We start from the raw sequence: 18820 nt of genomic DNA on the forward strand, positions 1-18820 counted from the left end.
CGAACAGACGATGTTTTAGTATGTGCGCATGATTTCACTGAACGTCGACCTGGGCGAACGCACATACCCGATCCTGATCGGGCCGAACCTGCTGGACGATCCCGAGCCGCTGCGCCGGGCGATCGGCGGTGTCAGCGCGGTCGTCGTCAGCAACGAGACCGTTGCACCGCTGTATCTCGAGCGCGTGCAAGCTCATCTCGCAGGCTTGCGTCACGAGGCCGTCGTGCTGCCGGATGGCGAAGCCTACAAGACCCTCGACATCCTGGACCCTATCTACAGCGCGCTGCTCAAAGGCCGCCATGACCGTCACACCACCCTGATTGCATTGGGCGGCGGCGTTATCGGCGACATTACCGGATTCGCGGCGGCCACCTATCAGCGCGGCGTCAATTTCGTGCAGATTCCAACCACGCTGCTGGCGCAGGTCGATTCGTCCGTCGGCGGCAAGACCGGCGTCAACCACCCGTTCGGCAAAAACATGATCGGCGCCTTCCATCAGCCTCGCGCCGTCATCATCGACACCCGCACGCTCGACACCCTGCCCGACCGCGAACTAAGTGCCGGCATCGCTGAAGTCATCAAATACGGCCTGATCAACGACGCCCCTTTCTTCGAATGGCTCGAACGCCATATGGACGATCTGCTCGCGAGGGAACCCGCGGCGCTCTCCCATGCGATCGAACGTTCCTGCCTGAACAAGGCGCGTATCGTGGCCGCCGACGAACGCGAGGCCGGCGCACGAGCCCTGCTCAATCTTGGCCACACCTTCGGCCATGCCATCGAGACCGGTATGGGCTACGGACAGTGGCTGCACGGCGAGGCCGTCGCCTGCGGGATGCTCATGGCCGCGACGATGTCGGCCGAACTGGGCTGGCTGCCGCATACCGAGGTGGCACGCCTGCGCACGCTGCTGCTGCGTACCCACCTACCGGTCACACCGCCCGCGGAGCTCGCGCCCGAGCGTTTCCGCGCGCTGATGGCGGTCGACAAGAAGGTCATCGACGGCGCCTTGCGCCTGGTGCTGCTGCGCGCCATCGGGCAGGCGCTGGTCACGGCGGATTTCGACCCCGCCGCGCTTGAACGCACATTGGCAACCCCAGCCGCCGCATGAGCATGGCGGCCCAGTCGCTCGCCCCATACGCCGCCCACGAATCCGCGTCCCGCGGCCGTCGCCACCCGGAACCTGGCCCCGGCATGCGTGGCCAGTTCCAGCGCGACCGCGACCGCATCGTCCACTGCGCCGCCTTTCGTCGGCTTGAATACAAGACCCAGGTCTTCATCAACCATGAAGGCGACCTTTATCGCACCCGTCTGACGCACTCTTTGGAAGTCGCCCAGATCGCGCGGACCGCCGCGCGTGCGCTCGCGCTCAACGAAGATCTCACCGAAGCCATCGCGCTCGCCCACGACCTCGGCCATACGCCCTTCGGGCACGCCGGGCAGGACGCCCTGAATCAGCTGATGCAACCCTTTGGCGGCTTCGAACACAATCTGCAGTCGCTACGCGTGGTCGACGCACTGGAAGAGAAATACGCCGAGTTCGACGGCCTCAACCTCTGCTTCGAAACCCGCGAGGGCATACTCAAGCACTGCCGCAAGGATGTTGCCGCCGGGCTCGGCGCCCTGGGCGAGCGCTTCATAAGCGGCGGGCAGCCCAGTCTCGAGGCGCAGCTGACCAATCTCGCCGACGAAATCGCCTACAACAACCACGACATCGACGACGGCCTGCGCGCTGGCCTGATTTTCATCGAGCAACTGCGGCCGCTGCCCCTGTTCGGCGAAGCCTACGAAACCGTGACCGGTCGCTACCCGGGCCTCGGTGAACGCCGCGTGGTGCACGAGGTCATACGTCGCATGATCGGCCGACTGGTCAACGATCTTGTCGAAACCTCGCGCGCGCGCATTGCCGCCGCGGCCCCTCTGGATTGCGACGCGGTACGCGCACAGCGGGAACCGCTGATTGCGTTCAGCCCCGCCATCCGGGTCGCCAACCTGGCGCTCAAGCGCTTTCTGCACGCTCATCTTTACCGTCACGAGCGGGTCCGCAAACTCACCGACGAGGCCAAGCGCATCGTCGCCGAGCTGTTCGTCGCCTACCGCACGGCACCCGAGCAGCTCCCCGCCGACACACGCGACAAGCTGCAACGCGCCGTACACGAAACGGCCCGCGCGCGCGTCGTCGCCGATTACATCGCCGGCATGACCGACCGCTATGCCTACGCCGAACACGCACGCATCCATGCCGCTGCCGATGTCTGAAGACTATCTCGACACCCCCGGCCTGGGCATGCTGCGCAACGTGATCCGCGATTATCTCGCGGGGCACTCCCCGCCCATCGTCATACAAGGCGAACCCGGTGCGGGCAAGACGGCCCTGTTGCGTCGGCTGATGCGCGAGCTCGGCAGCGATTTCGACATCTGCAGCTTCGCCGCGGACCGCCCGGCAGGCGCACCGTCGCTGCACAAAACCATCCTCCGGCGGTGGCTGCCCGATGGCCCGCTCGACGCGAGTACACGCCATCTTTTCCAACATCTGTGCGACACGCCCACGGCGCGCGCACGCCTGCTACTGATCGACGACGCCGAACGCCTTTCGCGCGCTGAAATCAAGGGTGTGCTGGGGCTCAAGCAGGCGCTTGCCCACTACGGCGGCATCCCGTTGGGCCTCGTCCTGTGCGGAAACGCGACGCTGGAACCACGCGTTGCCGCTCTCGCCGCGGAAGTGACGCCCAACCTGCTTCCCGTCTGTCTCGGATTGCGGCCGTTCACGCGCCAGGAATCCGAACAACTGGCGCGCAACCGAGGCTATGAGCCCTCGCCCACCGCCATGGCACGGCTCCATCGCAGCAGCGGCGGCTTGCCCGGCCAGCTCGTTCATCAACTCGGCGACACGGGCAGGCGGCACACGCCTGGCACGAGGCTGCTACGTCTCCTGCGCCTGTTCGCTGTCGGCGCCATTGCGGCCGCCTTGCTGCTGCCGTCATCGCCACGATCCGACGCCACTCGGACGCAGTCAATCCCGCTGCCACCGGAAACCGCATCCGCACAGCCGTCCACCGGCACCGCTGGCAGCGACATTCGTCGCCCCTACGCGTACGGGCGCGCCCCGGGCGCCCTGAGTCGTTACAGCGCCGGCGAATTGAACCCGGCGACAGCCCAGCACTATACTGATCGGCCGAATTGAAAAAAACCTAGCATCAGGAGTCGCGAAGCATGTCGGCCCATACCCCCATCGGCGGTCTCTATCGCCCTGAATTCGAGCGTGACAACTGTGGCTTCGGCCTGATCGCCCATATGGACGGACGACCGAGTCACTGGGTGCTCGAAACGGCGATACACGCACTGGAGCGACTGACTCATCGGGGCGCCGTGGCTGCTGACGGCAAGACGGGCGACGGCTGCGGCCTGCTGCTCAAGACGCCGACGCCGTTTCTACGCGCCCTGGCCAGCGAGCAGGGCTTCCATCTGGGCGAACGCTTTGCCGCCGGCATGGTGTTTCTAAGCACCGATCCGCAGACGGCCGCAATCGCCCGCCAGACCCTGGAGCAGGCGCTGCAGGCCAGTGGCCTTTGCACCGCTGGCTGGCGCGTCGTGCCCACCGACCCTGCCGCCTGCGGCGAAGAGGCGCTGCGTTCGCTGCCCGCCATCGAACAGATCTACGTGAACGCGCCTGCCGAAATGGACGACGCCGGCTTTGAGCGTGCGCTATTCGTTGCGCGGCGGCGCGCGGAGCACGCCCTCGCGGGCCGGGACGACACATTCTACGTATCCAGCCTGTCGGCGCGCGTCCTCAGCTACAAGGGCCTGGTGATGCCGGCGTACCTGACGCGTTTTTATCCCGATCTGCGCGATCCGCGCCTGGAGACCGCCCTGTGCGTGTTTCACCAGCGCTTTTCGACCAACACACTGCCGCAGTGGCGCCTCGCGCAACCTTTCCGCCTTCTCGCCCACAACGGCGAGATCAACACCATCCGCGGCAACCGCAACTGGGCCCGCACGCGTGCGCACACGCTCTCCAGCCCCCACCTGCCGGATCTTTCCGAATTCGGCCCGCTGGTATCCATGGAGGGCTCGGACTCGAGCTCGCTCGACAACATGCTGGAGATCATGCTCGCAGGCGACATCGACATGTTCCGCGCCATGCGCCTGCTGATGCCGCCGGCGTGGCAGAACATGCAGCATGTCGACACCGACCTGCGCGCCTTTTACGAATATCACTCCATGCACATGGAGCCATGGGACGGCCCTGCAGGCGTCGTGCTCACCGACGGGCGCCATGCCGCCTGCTGCCTGGACCGCAACGGCCTGCGCCCCGCACGCTACGTCATCACCCGCGACCGCCACATCACGCTCGCCTCGGAAATCGGCGTCTACGACTACGCACCCGAGGATGTCGTGACCAAGGGCCGACTCAAGCCGGGCGAGATGCTCGCGGTCGACACCGAGACCGGCGAACTCCTGCTGCCAGAAACCATCAACGAGCGCCTCAAGAACCGCCAGCCCTATCGCAGCTGGCTCGACCAGCACTCAAGAAGCCTGCCCCGGCTCGACGACGAGGCCTCGGTCGCGCCGGCCATGGACCCCGAACGCCTGCGCACCTACGAAAAACTGTTCAACCTGAGTTTCGAGGAACGCGATCAGGTGCTGCGCGTGCTCGCAGAGGCCGGGCAGGAAGCGGTCGGTTCGATGGGCGACGACACCCCTTATCCCGTGTTCTCGCGGCAGGTGCGTTCCCTGTTCGACAACTTCCGCCAGCAGTTCGCCCAGGTGACCAACCCGCCGATCGATCCGCTGCGCGAGCGGGTCGTGATGTCGCTCGAAACCAATCTCGGCCACGAGCGCAACCTGTTCGAGGAAAGCCCGGACCACGCGGCGCGCCTGGTCATGAGCTCGCCGCTGCTCTCGGAAATGCGCCTGCAGCAACTGCTCGACCTGCCCTATGACGACCTGCGCAACCATCGGATCGACCTCAATGTGGCGCAGGGCCGCGATCTTAAAACGGCCATACAGGCTATCTGCCAGGAGGCCGAGCAGGCCGTGCGCGACGGCGCCGTGCTGCTGGTGCTGTCCGATCGTGACATCGCACCGGACCGCATACCACTCCCCGCGGTGCTCGCCACCGGCGCGGTTCATCATCACCTAATCAACCGCGGGCTGCGCTGCCGCGCCAATCTCATCGTCGACACGGCCACCGCGCGCGACCCGCACCAGATCGCGGTACTGATCGGCTACGGCGCCACCGCGGTTTGCCCCTACCTGGCCCTGCAATCCCTGCACGGGCTGCGTCGCAGCGGAGAGATCACGGACAAGACTGACGGCGAGCTGGCCACGGCCTACCGCCGCGGCATCCACAAGAGCCTGTACAAGATCATGTCCAAGATGGGCATTTCGACCATCGCCAGCTATCGCGGCGCGCAGCTGTTCGAGATCGTCGGCCTGCACCACGAAATCGTCGACACCTGCTTCCCCGGCTCCGTCAGCCGCGTGCAGGGCATGAATTTCGAAGACGTCGCGGAGGATCTAGAAAAACTGTCCCGCCTGGCCTGGAATCCACGCAAACAGACCGCCCAGGGCGGGTTGCTCAAATATATCCATGGCGGCGAATACCATGCCTACAACCCCGACGTGGTGCAGACACTGCACCGCGCAGTGGTGTCCGGCGACTACCGCGACTGGGAGGCGCACGCCGCCCTGATCAACGGACGCCCGCCCATGGTGCTGCGCGACCTGCTGAAGCTGCGCGAAGACACGCCTTCGGTCCCCCTGGACGAAGTCGAATCCATCGATGCCATCGTCAAGCGCTTCGATTCGGCCGGCATGTCGCTCGGCGCGCTGTCGCCGGAGGCGCACGAGACCCTGGCCGCGGCCATGAACCGTCTCGGTGCGCGCTCCAACTCCGGCGAGGGCGGCGAGGACGCGGAACGCTTCGGCACCGAGCGCATGTCCAAGATCAAGCAGATCGCCTCCGGCCGTTTCGGCGTGACGCCGCACTACCTCGTCAACGCCGAAGTGCTGCAGATCAAGGTCGCCCAGGGCGCCAAGCCCGGCGAAGGCGGCCAGTTGCCCGGACACAAGGTCAACGAGATGATCGCGAAGCTGCGCTTCGCGCGCCCGGGCGTTGCCTTGATCTCGCCGCCGCCGCATCACGACATCTACTCGATCGAGGACCTCGCGCAGCTCATCTTCGATCTCAAGCAGGTCAATCCGCAGGCGCTGGTGTCGGTCAAGCTGGTCGCCGAAGCCGGTGTCGGCACCATCGCCGCGGGCGTGGCCAAGGCCTATGCCGACCTCATCACCATCTCCGGCTACGACGGCGGCACCGGCGCCAGCCCGCTGACCTCCGTCAAATATGCCGGCGGCCCCTGGGAGCTCGGCCTGACCGAGGCCCACCAGACCCTGCGCGCCAACAACCTGCGCGACAAGGTACGCCTGCAGACCGACGGCGGTCTCAAGACCGGCCTCGACGTGATCAAGGCCGCCATCCTCGGCGCCGAAAGCTTCGGCTTCGGCACCGGCCCGATGATCGCCATGGGCTGCAAGTACCTGCGTATCTGCCATCTGAACAACTGCGCCACCGGCGTCGCCACCCAGGACAAGGTACTGCGCATGAACCACTTCGTCGGCAAGGTCGACATGGTGGTCAACTACTTCCGTTTCATCGCCGAGGAAACCCGTCGGTGGATGGCCAAGCTCGGCGTGCGCAGCCTGACCGACCTCATCGGCCGCACCGACCTGCTGGAAATCATCCCCGGCGACACCCCTCGCCAGGCCCGACTGGACCTGGCGCCGGTGCTGTCCGATGCCGGCGTGGCACCCGAGGTGCCGCGCTTCTGCGTGGAGCCGCACAACGCGCCCTTCGACCGCGGCGAGCTGGCCGAACGCATGGTTGCCGACATGCTGCAGGCCATCGAGTCCGGCCAGGGCGGCGAGTTCCACTACGATATCCGCAACGTCAACCGCTCGATCGGTGCTCGCGTCTCCGGTGAAATCGCCCGTCGCCACGGCAACTACGGCATGTCCGACAACCCGATCACGGTGCATCTCAAGGGTACCGCGGGGCAGAGTTTCGGCGTCTGGAACGCCGGTGGCCTGCACCTTCACCTTGAAGGCGACGCCAACGACTACGTCGGCAAGGGCATGGCCGCAGGCAAGATCGTGATCCACCCGCCGGCCGGAAGCCAGTTCAACAGCCATGAGGCGGCCATCATCGGCAACACCTGCCTGTACGGCGCCACCGGCGGCAAGCTGTTCGCTGCGGGCATTGCCGGCGAGCGTTTCTGCGTGCGCAACTCCGGCGCCACCGCCGTGGTCGAGGGCGCAGGCGACCATGCCTGCGAATACATGACCGGCGGCGTGGTCGCGGTACTCGGACGCACCGGGGTCAACTTCGGCGCCGGCATGACCGGCGGCTTTGCCCTCGTGCTCGACCTCGACAACCAATTCGTCGACCGCTGCAACCACGAGCTGATCGACCTCCACCGCCTCGACCCCGAGCACATGGAGGCGCCACGCGCCTTCCTGCGTGGCCTGCTGGAGGAATACCATGCCGAAACGGGCAGTCCCTGGGCGGCCGAGATACTGGCCAACTTCAAGCGCTATCTGCCGAAGTTCTGGCTGGTCAAGCCGCGCGCCTCGGACCTGGCCGGGCTGATCAGCACGCTCAGCGAGGCCGCCTGAACACGACCTGGCTGGTCGCGGTCCGCCGCGACCAGCCCCGTTATCGTCTCAACAGGGCCTGACGTACATGGCTCGCATACCGCAGCCGTTCATCGACGAGCTCCTCGCCCGCGCCGACATCGTCGAGATCATCCATGCGCGTGTGCCGCTCAAGCGCGCCGGCCACGAATTCAAGGCCTGCTGCCCCTTCCACAACGAAAAAACGCCCTCCTTCTACGTCAGCCCGCAGAAGCAGTTTTATCACTGCTTCGGCTGCGGCGCCCATGGTACCGCGCTTGGCTTCCTGATCGAACACGACCGCCTCGACTTCGTCGAAGCCGTGGAGACACTGGCTGCCTCCCTCGGGCTTGACGTGCCACGCGAAGGTGGTGCGACCGAGGAACCGGGGCGGCGCGACGAACGCGAGGCGCTTTACCGCTGCCTGGAGGACGCGGCCGGCTGGTTCAAACAACAATTGCGCAACCATCCACCGGCCATCGACTATCTCAAACAACGTGGGCTGGACGGTGAAATCGCCGCACGCTTCGGCCTCGGCTATGCGCCGGCAGCCTGGGAAGCGCTACGCAAGGCGCTCGAACCCCGCCATGGCCGCCAACGACTGATCGAGGCGGACCTGGTGGTCGCGCGCGAACAGCGCCATTACGACCGATTCCGCGATCGCATCATCTTCCCGATCCGTGATCCACGCGGCCGCGTCGTCGCATTCGGCGGGCGCATCATCGGCGATGGCACGCCGAAATACCTCAATTCCAGCGAAACGCCGGTCTTCCACAAAGGACAGGCGCTGTACGGCCTCTACGAGGCGCGGCAGTCCGGCGCATCGCTGGACGAGATGCTGATCGTGGAAGGCTACATGGACGTGATCGGACTCGCGCAGCAAGGCGTGCACAATGCCGTGGCCACTCTCGGCACCGCGACCACCCGCGAGCACGTGCAGCGCTTGTATCGCAGCGCACGCCGAGTGGTGTTCTGCTTCGACGGCGACCGCGCCGGCAGGACCGCCGCCTGGCGCGCGCTGGAACAGGCCCTGCCCGTGCTCGAGGATGGTCGCGAGGCGGCTTTTCTATTCCTGCCCGAAGGCCAGGACCCCGACAGCTTCGTGCGCAGCGCCGGCCGCGAGGCCTTCCTCGACGCCTGCGTGCAAGCCACCCCTTTGTCGCAACTGCTGTTGCAGGAACTGCGCAGACGCCACCCCGGTGGCGATCTCGAGTCGCTCGCCGGCCTCGCCCACGAAGGCATGACGCTGATCCGCGATCTGCGTGCCGGGGTACTGCGCAGCCGCATCGTCGAAATGCTCGCGCGCGAAGCCCGAATGGACCCCGCAAGGCTCGAAACCAGCATCGCGCGAGACGAGACGCCGACCGGTACCGCAGCCACACCGGCCACCGTACGCCGGCCCCAAGGCATCGACCGCCGGCGCACCGTACGCTGGTCCCCGCTGCGCGCCGCCATCGCCCTGCTGGCCGAGCACCCGACCCTCGCGAGCGAGGCACCCGCAGCCGATGCGCTTGGCAGCCCGGACAACCCCGGCATCGCCCTCTATGCCGAGCTCCTTGAAACCCTGCGCGCGCACCCCAATATCACCACTGCCGGCATCCTGGAGCGCTGGCGCGGCCGCAAGGAGGAACTTCACCTTCTGCGTCTGATCGAATCCCGAGATGTCTATTTGGACGCGGACGCCGCCCGGCGGGAATTTCAGGATGCCGTTGCACGATTGCTAGCCCAGCGCAGCGCGGTACGCTTTGAGGTACTGCGTCGCAAGGCGCTTGACGAAGGCCTGAACCCTGCTGAAAAAGCCGAGTTCAGCCAGCTTGCGCTGACCGGCGGGCGCGATACGCACGATTGACAACTCTAGCCCAAGAGGCTTGAGTTGTACTATCATTGCCTGTTCTATTCGATTCTTTGGGTGTTTCATTCCATGCAGCATGAAGAGCAGCAGTCCCGCCTCAAGGAGCTCATCGCCAAGGGCAAGGAACAAGGGTTCCTGACCTACGCAGAGGTCAATGATCACCTGCCCGACAGCATCGTCGATCCCGAACAGATCGAAGATATCATCGGAATGATCAACGACATGGGCATCACCGTCCACGAGGTCGCGCCCGACTCCGACAGCCTGCTGCTATCCGACTCCGACGTCGCCGCCGACGAGGACGTGGCAGAGGAGGCCGTGGCCGCCCTCACCAGCGTGGACAGCGAATTCGGACGCACTACCGACCCGGTGCGCATGTACATGCGCGAAATGGGGACCGTGGAGCTGCTCACGCGCGAAGGCGAAATCAAGATCGCCAAGCGCATCGAGGACGGCCTCTCGCAGGTGCTGTTCGCGCTGGCGCACTACCCACAGGCCATCAGCGGCCTGCTCGCCGAATACGACCGCATTGAAGCCGGCGACGCCAAACTCACCGACGTGGTGCAGAGCTTTCTCGACCGCGACGCGATGGAAAACGAAGTCATCCCCACCCCGGCGCAAAAGAGCCAGGCCGCCGCCGACAGCGACGACGATGACGACGATGACGAGGAACCGGCCGACACCGGCCCGGACCCCGTCGAGGCGCGCGAGCGCTTCACCAAGCTGCGCGAGCTGTACACCAAGGCCATGAAGGCGCAGAGCAAGAACCAGAAGGAGAAGTACGACGAGCTCCGCAAGGAGATCGCCACCTACTTCATGGAATTCAAGCTCACCCAGCGCGTGATCGACGATCTGATCAACCAGCTGCGCACCACCATCGAACTGATCCGCGAGCAGGAACGCCGGATCATGGACCTGTGTATCCGCCGCGCCCACATGCCGCGCCGCGCCTTCATCGACAGCTTCCCGGGCAACGAAACCCGCATCGAATGGCTCGCCGAACGCCTGGAAGCGCCGAACGCGCAGAAATACGCCGAGGCCCTCACCGAAGTGGCCGATGAAGTCCGCCACGCGCAGAAGAAGCTCAAGGCCATCGAGACCAACGCCTCCCTGCAGATCGGCGAGATCAAGGAAATCAACCGGCGCATGTCCATCGGCGAGGCCAAGGCACGTCGCGCCAAGAAGGAAATGGTCGAGGCCAACCTGCGCCTCGTCATCTCCATCGCCAAGAAATACACCAACCGCGGCCTGCAATTCCTCGACCTGATTCAGGAAGGCAACATCGGCCTGATGAAGGCTGTGGACAAGTTCGAATACCGCCGCGGCTACAAGTTCTCGACCTACGCGACGTGGTGGATTCGTCAGGCGATCACCCGCTCGATCGCCGACCAGGCCCGCACCATCCGCATTCCGGTGCACATGATCGAGACCATCAACAAGCTCAACCGCGTGTCCCGCCAGATGCTCCAGGAAATGGGCCGTGAAGCCACGCCCGAAGAGCTGGCCGAGCGCATGGAAATGCCCGAGGACAAGGTCCGCAAGGTGCTCAAGATCGCCAAGGAACCGATCTCCATGGAGACTCCCATCGGCGACGACGAGGATTCGCACCTGGGCGACTTCATCGAGGACGGCAATGTCATGTCGCCCATCGATACGGCCACGCGCGACAGCCTCAGCGAAACCACCCGCGAAGTACTCGGCTCGCTCACCGCTCGCGAAGCCAAGGTGCTGCGCATGCGCTTCGGTATCGACATGAACACCGACCACACCCTCGAAGAGGTCGGCAAGCAGTTCGACGTGACCCGCGAACGCATCCGCCAGATCGAAGCCAAGGCTCTGCGCAAGCTGCGCCACCCCAGCCGCTCCGAGCTGCTGCGCAGCTTCCTCGACGCCGAACAATAAGATAGAGTCGCACGGCCCGCCAAGCCACCTCACGGCGGGCCGTCACACAGTGCGGGCCTGTAGCTCAGTTGGTTAGAGCAGGGGACTCATAATCCCTTGGTCCTCGGTTCGAGTCCGAGCGGGCCCACCATATAAATCAATAGGTTACGAAGTTTAAAAGGGTCAATTTTCTTCTCATAGCTCGATGAAGTACAATTTCGGTACAGTCTCAGTGTACCGAGGTGTATCAGTGGCGACCATAGTGAAGACCCCGTCTGGCACCTGGAAGGCCTTGATCCGGAAACGGGGCTGGCCGACCACCATCAAAACCTTCCGATTAAAACGCGATGCAGAAGATTGGGCACGCACCACGGAAGATGCGATGGTCCAAGGAGTCTTCGTCTCGCGTGCGGCACCATCGCGGTTTACGGTGGGCGAAGCGTTGGAACGCTACCTTCGAGAAGTGTCGCCCACCAAAAAGGAGCACACCAGAAAGAAAGAAGGTGTGATTGCCAGACAGCTCAACCGCGCTCTAGGTCAATACAGCTTGGCCTCACTTGATGCTGGAAAGATCGCTGAGTACCGAGAAGCTCGGTTATCTGCAGGACTAGCACCAGACACGGTCCGCCTCGAATTGACCCTGCTCGGATCGCTCTTTGACGTAGCCATCAAGGAATGGCGAGTCGGATTGGCCATCAACCCCGCCAAGCAGGTGAAAAAGCCAGCAGGTCGTGTTCGCGACCGCCTTCTGTCATGGTCGGAGATTAAACGCCTTCTGAAGTCCGCTAACGCAGACTCACAACCCATGATCATGCATGCGATACGCCTAGCCATGCAGACCGCAATGAGGCATGGTGAGATAGTGGGGTTAAGGGTCCAAGATATCGACTTTGCGCGTCGTGTTCTGTATGTCTACGCGAAAGCGGCTGGGCCTCGCCAGAGGCAAGCGGTGCCGCTCTCAGCGCGCGCATGCCGCACTCTGCATGAAGCAATCGCCTGTCCTGCAAGACCTCGCGGTGCTGATTTGATTTTTTGCGTAACGCCCCCAAAACCAGGGCAGCCATTCAAGCCATTTCAGTTACATAAGGCATGGGAGCGAGTGATCAACCGCGCCGACTTGTCAGATGTCCGAATTCACGATTTGCGGCACTTGGCGACCACGATCTACGCTAAGCGCGGACTTACTAGCCAGCAACTACAACAACTAACACGGCATAAGACCCTATCCATGCTAAATCGGTATTCACATCTTCAGGCACACGATATCGTCGATCTTCTGTAGGTAGAACCGACCACATAACGATGGCGCGATGGCGGCAAGTGCAGCTTGCCGGTAGTCCCTATCCACCGGGAGGTTAAATTTCCGCGCTCAGCGAGACGTAGCGCCTAATCCAGTCTCGATCTAGCTTAAGACGAACGTTCCGGCGAATCCCACCAATGACGCCAGAAAGATCAATGTATGAAAAGAAGTCCTGCTTGATATTTGCGACGGCTATTGGGTTGTCCCAGTTCTCAGCCACTAGATCGGCCATTACCGATGGCAAGCTGAATTCCAACTCGAACCAGCGAGCGCTACCTCTTGAGACATCAAGCGGAACGAACGTCCATTCGCCACGATTGTTGCCATTAACGCTGCACATGACAATATCATTCTCAAACGCAGATGACGGAAGCGGTTCGGATCGAAGTAAATGCATTGGCCATCGACCTTGAAGCATTCCAAAGTACGACCCTCCAATCGCGCGGCACGCCTCAGTAATAGAGCCCCTAAGAAGCTCAATCCCTTCCTCGCTCAACCGGTTAGTACCACTATCCGCAGGTTCACGCCCCGCCAAGAGGTCGCGGTAATAATTTCTAGCGGCCGATATCGTTCCCTGACCCCGAACGGAAATGCAGCCTTCATCAAATCGCCGAATGGCCTCAACCAACGGCCGGATTACTGGAACATTCTCGTACTGGATGAGAAATATTTGATGAGCGATCGCGTATTCTATTGCACCTCGGGTGAATCCTGAGGTGGAGAATATAGCTGCCGTGTAATTATAGCGCGGGCCCTGAAACTCTTGCCCGTGTCTTCGATATGTGAAGTAATTTTCTGAAATATCTTTGAGTACGCCAACGGCGTTTCTCGGAACTCCAACCCCAACCGGCTGATGAACTTTGTAGCACTTTGCTTCGACTATTAGTCGTAGCGGATACATAAAAGCGGGAGAATGAGGCCACAGCGCGAATGCATCGATCTGATGCCAGGTGCCGCGTCCACGAATCTCTAGTCCTGAATGGCCAACCCGCATATCATCGCCCGGCCGAAATGCGGGGGGATGTAGGATCGACAACGTCATAGCCCACTTTGCCAAGAAGGAAAAGTACAGCTTCCTCCAGTAACGCCCCACGAATCTGCGTAATGTTTGCCATTTTGAGAATAAAAGCTAACGTTCCCGATAAGCCGCGCCGATTCCTACGTAAAGCGTAACGCTTCCCGGTGTCGGCTTCATTAGTTGGTTAGGACTGAACGACATACAAATACTGACCCTCGCCCTTTCTCCCGCGATAATGATTCACGACCTTAGGCATTCCTGGCTTTGGGTCAAGAATTTTTCGATCTCCAGCGAGAACAACCCAGTGCCAATAATTTCCTGCACGGACATTCACCTTCACGATTGCCGGGAAGCACACAGTCTTCCATGAGACGAACTTCCTACGCTTTACCTCGTATCCGAAACTTTCGAGAACATCCATCAAGTCCTTATGAAAGGTGAAGTACTCACCGTTCGATACCAACCCTCTTTTGTGAAATCTACGCTCAACTTCCTCGTACCGCTTTCCTGTGATCATCGCAACACAGGCAACGCCACAATCGCCTTTTGTGAATCGCCTTTGTTCTACCCGCTGTATGTCCACTAGTTCACCCTAACGGTAAATGACAAAAGCCGACTGGTCCGGAAATCCACTTATGCACCGGTGACGGTCTATGCTGTGCACTCAAACCGAAGGAAATCGGAGAGCCTCCTCGATTCAACCACATCGTCGTGCGGAATCAGTAAGTACTTCCAAGGCTTCGCACCGACACCCGTCGCATAATCCGAAGCGTGTCTACACCACTGCGTTGCAGAAGATGCCTTGGCTTGAACCTCAGTGGTATCGATATCGCCCCGCGCCTTGGTCTCGATCATGAAAACCGTCGAGTCTGTTTCGGCGACGAAATCCGGGATGTACTCGGGTTGCTCGGTGCCGAGCTGGTAGTAAATCTGGAATTGTCCCTTCGCAGGCCTGAACCACTTCAGTGCGTCACGTTCCAGTAGCACAGCGAAACGCCGTTCCGTATCCGAGTCGAACTTTTGCAGCGGATATAGACACCGCGAGAATCCGTCGAACAGCATCTGTTTGATGCGCCCCGTTTCGGTCACGGTTTCTCGATAGTTGTGCGGGGCCTGGCCTGCTGCAGCAGTGTAGTTGCAGGGCTTTAGTTCCGTGAATCCTCGGCTGACTTGCACCTGGTATTCGGTCGCTTCTTCCCAGAAGTGGTTGATCATCTGCGCGTGGATTTCGCGGGCGATGAGACGCCGGTCGCGATCTAGAACCTCGATGGCTTCTTCTTCCGACAAGTAACCACGCAGGTGCTGCACCATCTGGCCAGCCAGGTCGTAGAGCAAGCCGGAATGCGTGAAATAGTCGATATCGTCGAAGTCTACCAGGGCGTGAACGATATAGTCCTCAGGACGTCGCTCCTTCAATCCGATTTCCGCGGCCAACGTGAACTGCTCGTTCGTACGCAGCATTTGGCCAACAATCTCGCGTTGCCCCGGCTGGAGATTAAGCTGGCTCAAATCCAGCGTGAATGGATGAAAGCCGGTCGTCACCTCGCCGCTCGGCACCACGGCGATGCGTGGGATGTCGATGGTTTGGTCGATCAGTATTTCGGTGGTCTTGGATACCACCGCGACTAGATCCAACGCCGGCGTCGATGTGTCCGCGCCGTCCAGCAGACCGGCTTGCATGGGCTTCAGACGCTCGGATACTTCCGTCAGGATTTCCTGCTGCACAGCTTCATCCAGCAGAGCACGGCTGGTCGGCACCTGTTCGCGCTTCACTTCGTATCTGCCGATGACATCCAGGACGACGCGCGCCGCCTGCTTCTCAACTTCGGTCGAAAAGACTGGGGCAAGTGTGGCGCTCGCCGCCGGTTCGTCAGTAGACGATGCCTGAAAGCCGCCAACGCCTGGCGTCTCCGTGAGACCAAGACGCACGGCCGCGCCGGGTGCAACCCGCACACTCACCTTATTGTCATCCGCACTCGGCGCATCGAGGATGACCCGCTGCAATCGAATCGGCGAATCGCCGCGATTGGCTTCGTCGATGATTTCCTGAAACTTGTCGTGGGCCACTATGTTGAGCCGATCCACAACCGCTACGCCGGTGCGTTTCCCATAAGGGAGACGCAGACCGCGCCCGATGCTCTGTTCGATCAACGTGCGGGCGTTGGCAGCGCGCAGAGGTACGATGGTGTAGAGATTGGTCACGTCCCAGCCTTCCTTGAGCATGTTGACGTGAATCACGATCTCGGTTGGCTCATCCACGCTCTCCACTGCCAGTAAGCGCGTGACCATCTCTTCCTCGGCCGCGCCTGTACGGCTGGAATCGACCTGGATCACCTTGCCGCTATAACGACCTTCGTAGAAGGCGACGGATTCCAGCAGCGCCCGGAGTTGACCCGCATGCGTGGTGTCCCGAGCAATCACCAGCATGAACGGCTTGACCGGCTTGACACCGTTCTCGCGGGCGTAGGTCAGCAGTTCCACCTTGGTGGTTTCGTGCAGTCGCACGCCGTCTTCGAGTTTGGTCTTCTCAATTTCCTCTGGACTATGCGACTTAGCGTCGAAGTTGCGCTGAGTAACCACCGCCGGCTCTTTGACGAAGCCATCTTCAATAGCCCGCGCCAACGGATAATCCATCACCACATTCTTGAAGGGTACCGGTCCACGGCTGGATTCCACGAACGGCGTGGCCGTCACCTCCAGACCGAACAACGGATTCAGTTCATTGATCGCGCGCATCCCGGCTTGAGCGCGATAGCGGTGCGACTCGTCCATAAGTAGCACCAGATCTGGCAGATTCGCCAGATGATTGAAGTAGCTCTCGCCGAGCACCTCGCGCATGCGCTTGATGCGCGGCTCCTTGCCGCCACGTACTTCGGAATTGATCTTCGAGATGTTGAAAATGTTGATACGAATCTCGCCGTACAATTCGCCGCCGGTGATGTTCTGCTGTTCGTAGTTGTCGCCCGTGATCACACGCGGCGCATTGATTGCGAACTCGCCAATGCCCTTGAACACGTACTTCGGTGTATTCGGCGTAAAGTCGGTGATCAGTTTGTTGTAGATGGTCAGGTTCGGCGCCAGCACGAAGAAGTTGTTGATGCCGTGCGCCAGATGCAGGTAGGCGATGAACGCACCCATCAGGCGCGTTTTGCCCACGCCGGTCGCCAGGGCGAAGCACAGTGAGGGGAACTCGCGCTCGAAGTCTTCCAACGTCGGGAATTCAGCCTTCAGCGTGGAAAGAAGTACAGCGACGTCTCGATCTTCATGCCGCAGCATCTTAGGCGCAGCGTCCAGCATCCGCTTCAGACGTTCTAAAGATTCTGCCTGTGGTGGGCGAAGTGACAAACGACCGGTAACAGCATGCAGCGTACGAAGGCTCATCATTCATCCTCACCGCTGCTTTGATCGAAGAGATCAACCTGTGCTACGTCAGCAACGCTTGCCTTCTTTCCTTTAGTGGGTTCGGCGTTATCTACGGTAGTCGTTCGGTCTTCCTGCTCAACCTCTGCCATAGGCAGATTGGCTACATTAAGGCTGTAATCGTCGTGGCCCCATTCACAGCGATCCAACACCATCTTAGGAATCTTCTTCAACGTCAGATTCGCCCAGCGGTCGGCGGCCTGCGCGGCGCTCACGCCCCGGAAGGCCGAGCAACAAATTAGCAGGCTGCGCTCTGCGCCGACTTCGTCGGACAGCGCCTGCAACTGTTCGGCGGAGAGGTTCTGCGTGGTGACATAGATGAAATCGCGTTCGCTGGAATGCCCGTGCTGCCACCAGAGCGTTTCCGATGGCGCGTAAGTGAAGCCTTCCAGCTTAGCCAACGCCTCGGCCAATTGCGCCGCGTTGTACTCCGGATTAATGACCGGATTGCCCCAGCGGTCATTGACGATCAAAGAGGGCGCGAGGCGGTAATAGCGGAAACCACCGCCGCCTTGCCAGTTAACTGTCTTGGAAATGCCCCCTTGGTCCTCGCCGTTGATGACTTTTTTTAGGCGCGGGATAATGAGGGTATGGCAGTGCTCGCCGAGTTCGACCATGATCCAACGGCGACTCATTTTATGCGCGACTGCACCGGTAGTGCCGGAACCGGCGAAGGAGTCGAGAACAAGGTCGCCAGGGTTGGTGGCGATATTGATAACCCGCTCGATCAACTTCTCGGGCTTAGGCGTATCGAATGAACTATCTCCGGGGAAAAGGGCGCGCATTTCATTTTTCGACGTCCGGTTGCTTCCGACATCATTTTTGCTCCATAAAGTGCGCGGCACCAAGTCTCCAACTTCCGATAAATAGCGCTTAATGCTCGGGCGCGCCGCACCCGTCGGTCCCCACCATATTCGACCTTTTGCGTCCAACTCCCTAAGCTTCTCTTCTGAAATTCGCCAGAAACGACCTGGTGGAGGTGAGAAAACTCGTCCTGTTGGCCCCACAATCGAATACAGGCCTTTAGAATAGGGTTTGTTTGCGTATGGATCGCCAGGTAGCCACGGTCCTAACGGATCATTATCAGGGTTGGAATAAATTGAGTTTGCTTCTTCAGTACGCGCTAGTTTCTTAGGAACCCATTCTGGGTTTTTAGAAAAAACAAAAAGATGGTCATGATCATTCGAGAACTGCCTAGCCGAATTGCGTGGGGAGTCGGCTTTTTCCCAAATCACGTTTGCTACAAAGTTGGCACGCCCAAACACCTCGTCGCACAATACCTTTAAGTAATGTGCTTCGTTGTCATCAATTGTTATCCACAGCGAGCCATCCTCCGATAGCAGCCGTTTGATGACCTCTAACCGATCGCGCATCAAGCCGAGCCAAATCGAATGTTCCAAACCGTCGTCGTAATGCGTGAACGCGCTGCCGGTGTTGTACGGCGGGTCGATGAACACACATTTTACTTGGCCTGAAAACTCCTGCTCCAACGCCTTCAGTGCCAGCAGGTTGTCTCCAAAGATCAGGCGGTTGTCGAAGATGTCATTGTCGGAGACGCGATGCTTGGCGTGATAGGACTTTTCGGGACCTTCGAGCAGAATGCGTGGCTCTAGCTTCGGCCTCTTTTCCTTGCCAATCCAGGTGAGTTCGAGTTTTTGTTTGATAATCATGTGGA

General features: G+C 61.1%; 11 protein-coding genes and 1 tRNA gene. 8 read left to right on the plus strand and 4 right to left on the minus strand.

The genetic code is table 11. The features are described from left to right. The first annotated feature begins 28 nt into the window (after positions 1-28). The 8 genes from aroB to THPRO_RS16385 all read left to right on the plus strand — a co-directional run bounded on the left by aroB (position 29) and on the right by THPRO_RS16385 (position 12689). Entirely contained in the window at positions 29-1111 is a 1083-nt protein-coding gene (gene aroB / locus THPRO_RS12365) for a 3-dehydroquinate synthase (protein ID WP_038090059.1), read from the plus strand. A 2-nt stretch (positions 1112-1113) separates the two neighbouring features. Further along, positions 1114-2259 (plus strand): deoxyguanosinetriphosphate triphosphohydrolase, encoded by a 1146-nt coding sequence (locus tag THPRO_RS12370; RefSeq protein ID WP_082954635.1) that lies wholly within the window; start codon positions 1114-1116, stop codon positions 2257-2259. Further along, on the plus strand, positions 2252-3184 hold the full coding sequence (locus THPRO_RS12375) for an ATP-binding protein (protein ID WP_161489984.1): 933 nt from the start codon (positions 2252-2254) through the stop codon (positions 3182-3184). Before THPRO_RS12370 ends, THPRO_RS12375 begins: the two co-directional genes overlap by 8 nt. Positions 3185-3213: 29 nt before the next feature. Next, a complete protein-coding gene (gene gltB / locus THPRO_RS12380; protein WP_065089704.1) occupies positions 3214-7677 on the plus strand; it encodes a glutamate synthase large subunit in 4464 nt (1487 codons plus the stop codon). 67 nt (positions 7678-7744) lie between these two features. Further along, positions 7745-9523 (plus strand): DNA primase, encoded by a 1779-nt coding sequence (gene dnaG, locus THPRO_RS12385; protein ID WP_038090065.1) that lies wholly within the window; start codon positions 7745-7747, stop codon positions 9521-9523. A gap of 72 nt (positions 9524-9595) precedes the next feature. Next, positions 9596-11428, plus strand: coding sequence for an RNA polymerase sigma factor RpoD (rpoD, locus tag THPRO_RS12390; protein WP_038090292.1), 1833 nt, complete (start codon positions 9596-9598; stop codon positions 11426-11428). Between the two features lie 53 nt (positions 11429-11481). Beyond that, a tRNA-Ile gene (locus THPRO_RS12395) sits at positions 11482-11558 on the plus strand. A 54-nt stretch (positions 11559-11612) separates the two neighbouring features. After that, positions 11613-12689 (plus strand): tyrosine-type recombinase/integrase, encoded by a 1077-nt coding sequence (locus tag THPRO_RS16385; RefSeq protein ID WP_082954637.1) that lies wholly within the window; start codon positions 11613-11615, stop codon positions 12687-12689. A 73-nt stretch (positions 12690-12762) separates the two neighbouring features. On the opposite strand, the gene THPRO_RS16805 is transcribed toward THPRO_RS16385, so the two are convergent. The 4 genes from THPRO_RS16805 to THPRO_RS12405 all read right to left on the minus strand — a co-directional run bounded on the left by THPRO_RS16805 (position 12763) and on the right by THPRO_RS12405 (position 18815). Further along, positions 12763-13749, minus strand: a complete 987-nt coding sequence (locus THPRO_RS16805; RefSeq protein WP_145930852.1) for a restriction endonuclease — start codon at positions 13747-13749, stop codon at positions 12763-12765. 160 nt (positions 13750-13909) lie between these two features. Further along, the gene (locus THPRO_RS17520; RefSeq protein WP_161489986.1) at positions 13910-14308 is read right to left on the minus strand and encodes a cysteine peptidase family C39 domain-containing protein; all 399 of its coding nucleotides are present in this window, start codon (positions 14306-14308) and stop codon (positions 13910-13912) included. A 68-nt stretch (positions 14309-14376) separates the two neighbouring features. After that, entirely contained in the window at positions 14377-17106 is a 2730-nt protein-coding gene (locus THPRO_RS12400; RefSeq protein ID WP_038090068.1) for a DEAD/DEAH box helicase family protein, read from the minus strand. Then, the gene (locus tag THPRO_RS12405) at positions 17106-18815 is read right to left on the minus strand and encodes a site-specific DNA-methyltransferase (RefSeq protein ID WP_236717315.1); all 1710 of its coding nucleotides are present in this window, start codon (positions 18813-18815) and stop codon (positions 17106-17108) included. The genes THPRO_RS12400 and THPRO_RS12405 overlap by 1 nt, the downstream gene beginning before the upstream one ends. Between the last annotated feature and the right edge of the window lie 5 nt (positions 18816-18820).

It is taken from the genome of Acidihalobacter prosperus (genome assembly GCF_000754095.2).
GTDB lineage: Bacteria > Pseudomonadota > Gammaproteobacteria > DSM-5130 > Acidihalobacteraceae > Acidihalobacter > Acidihalobacter prosperus.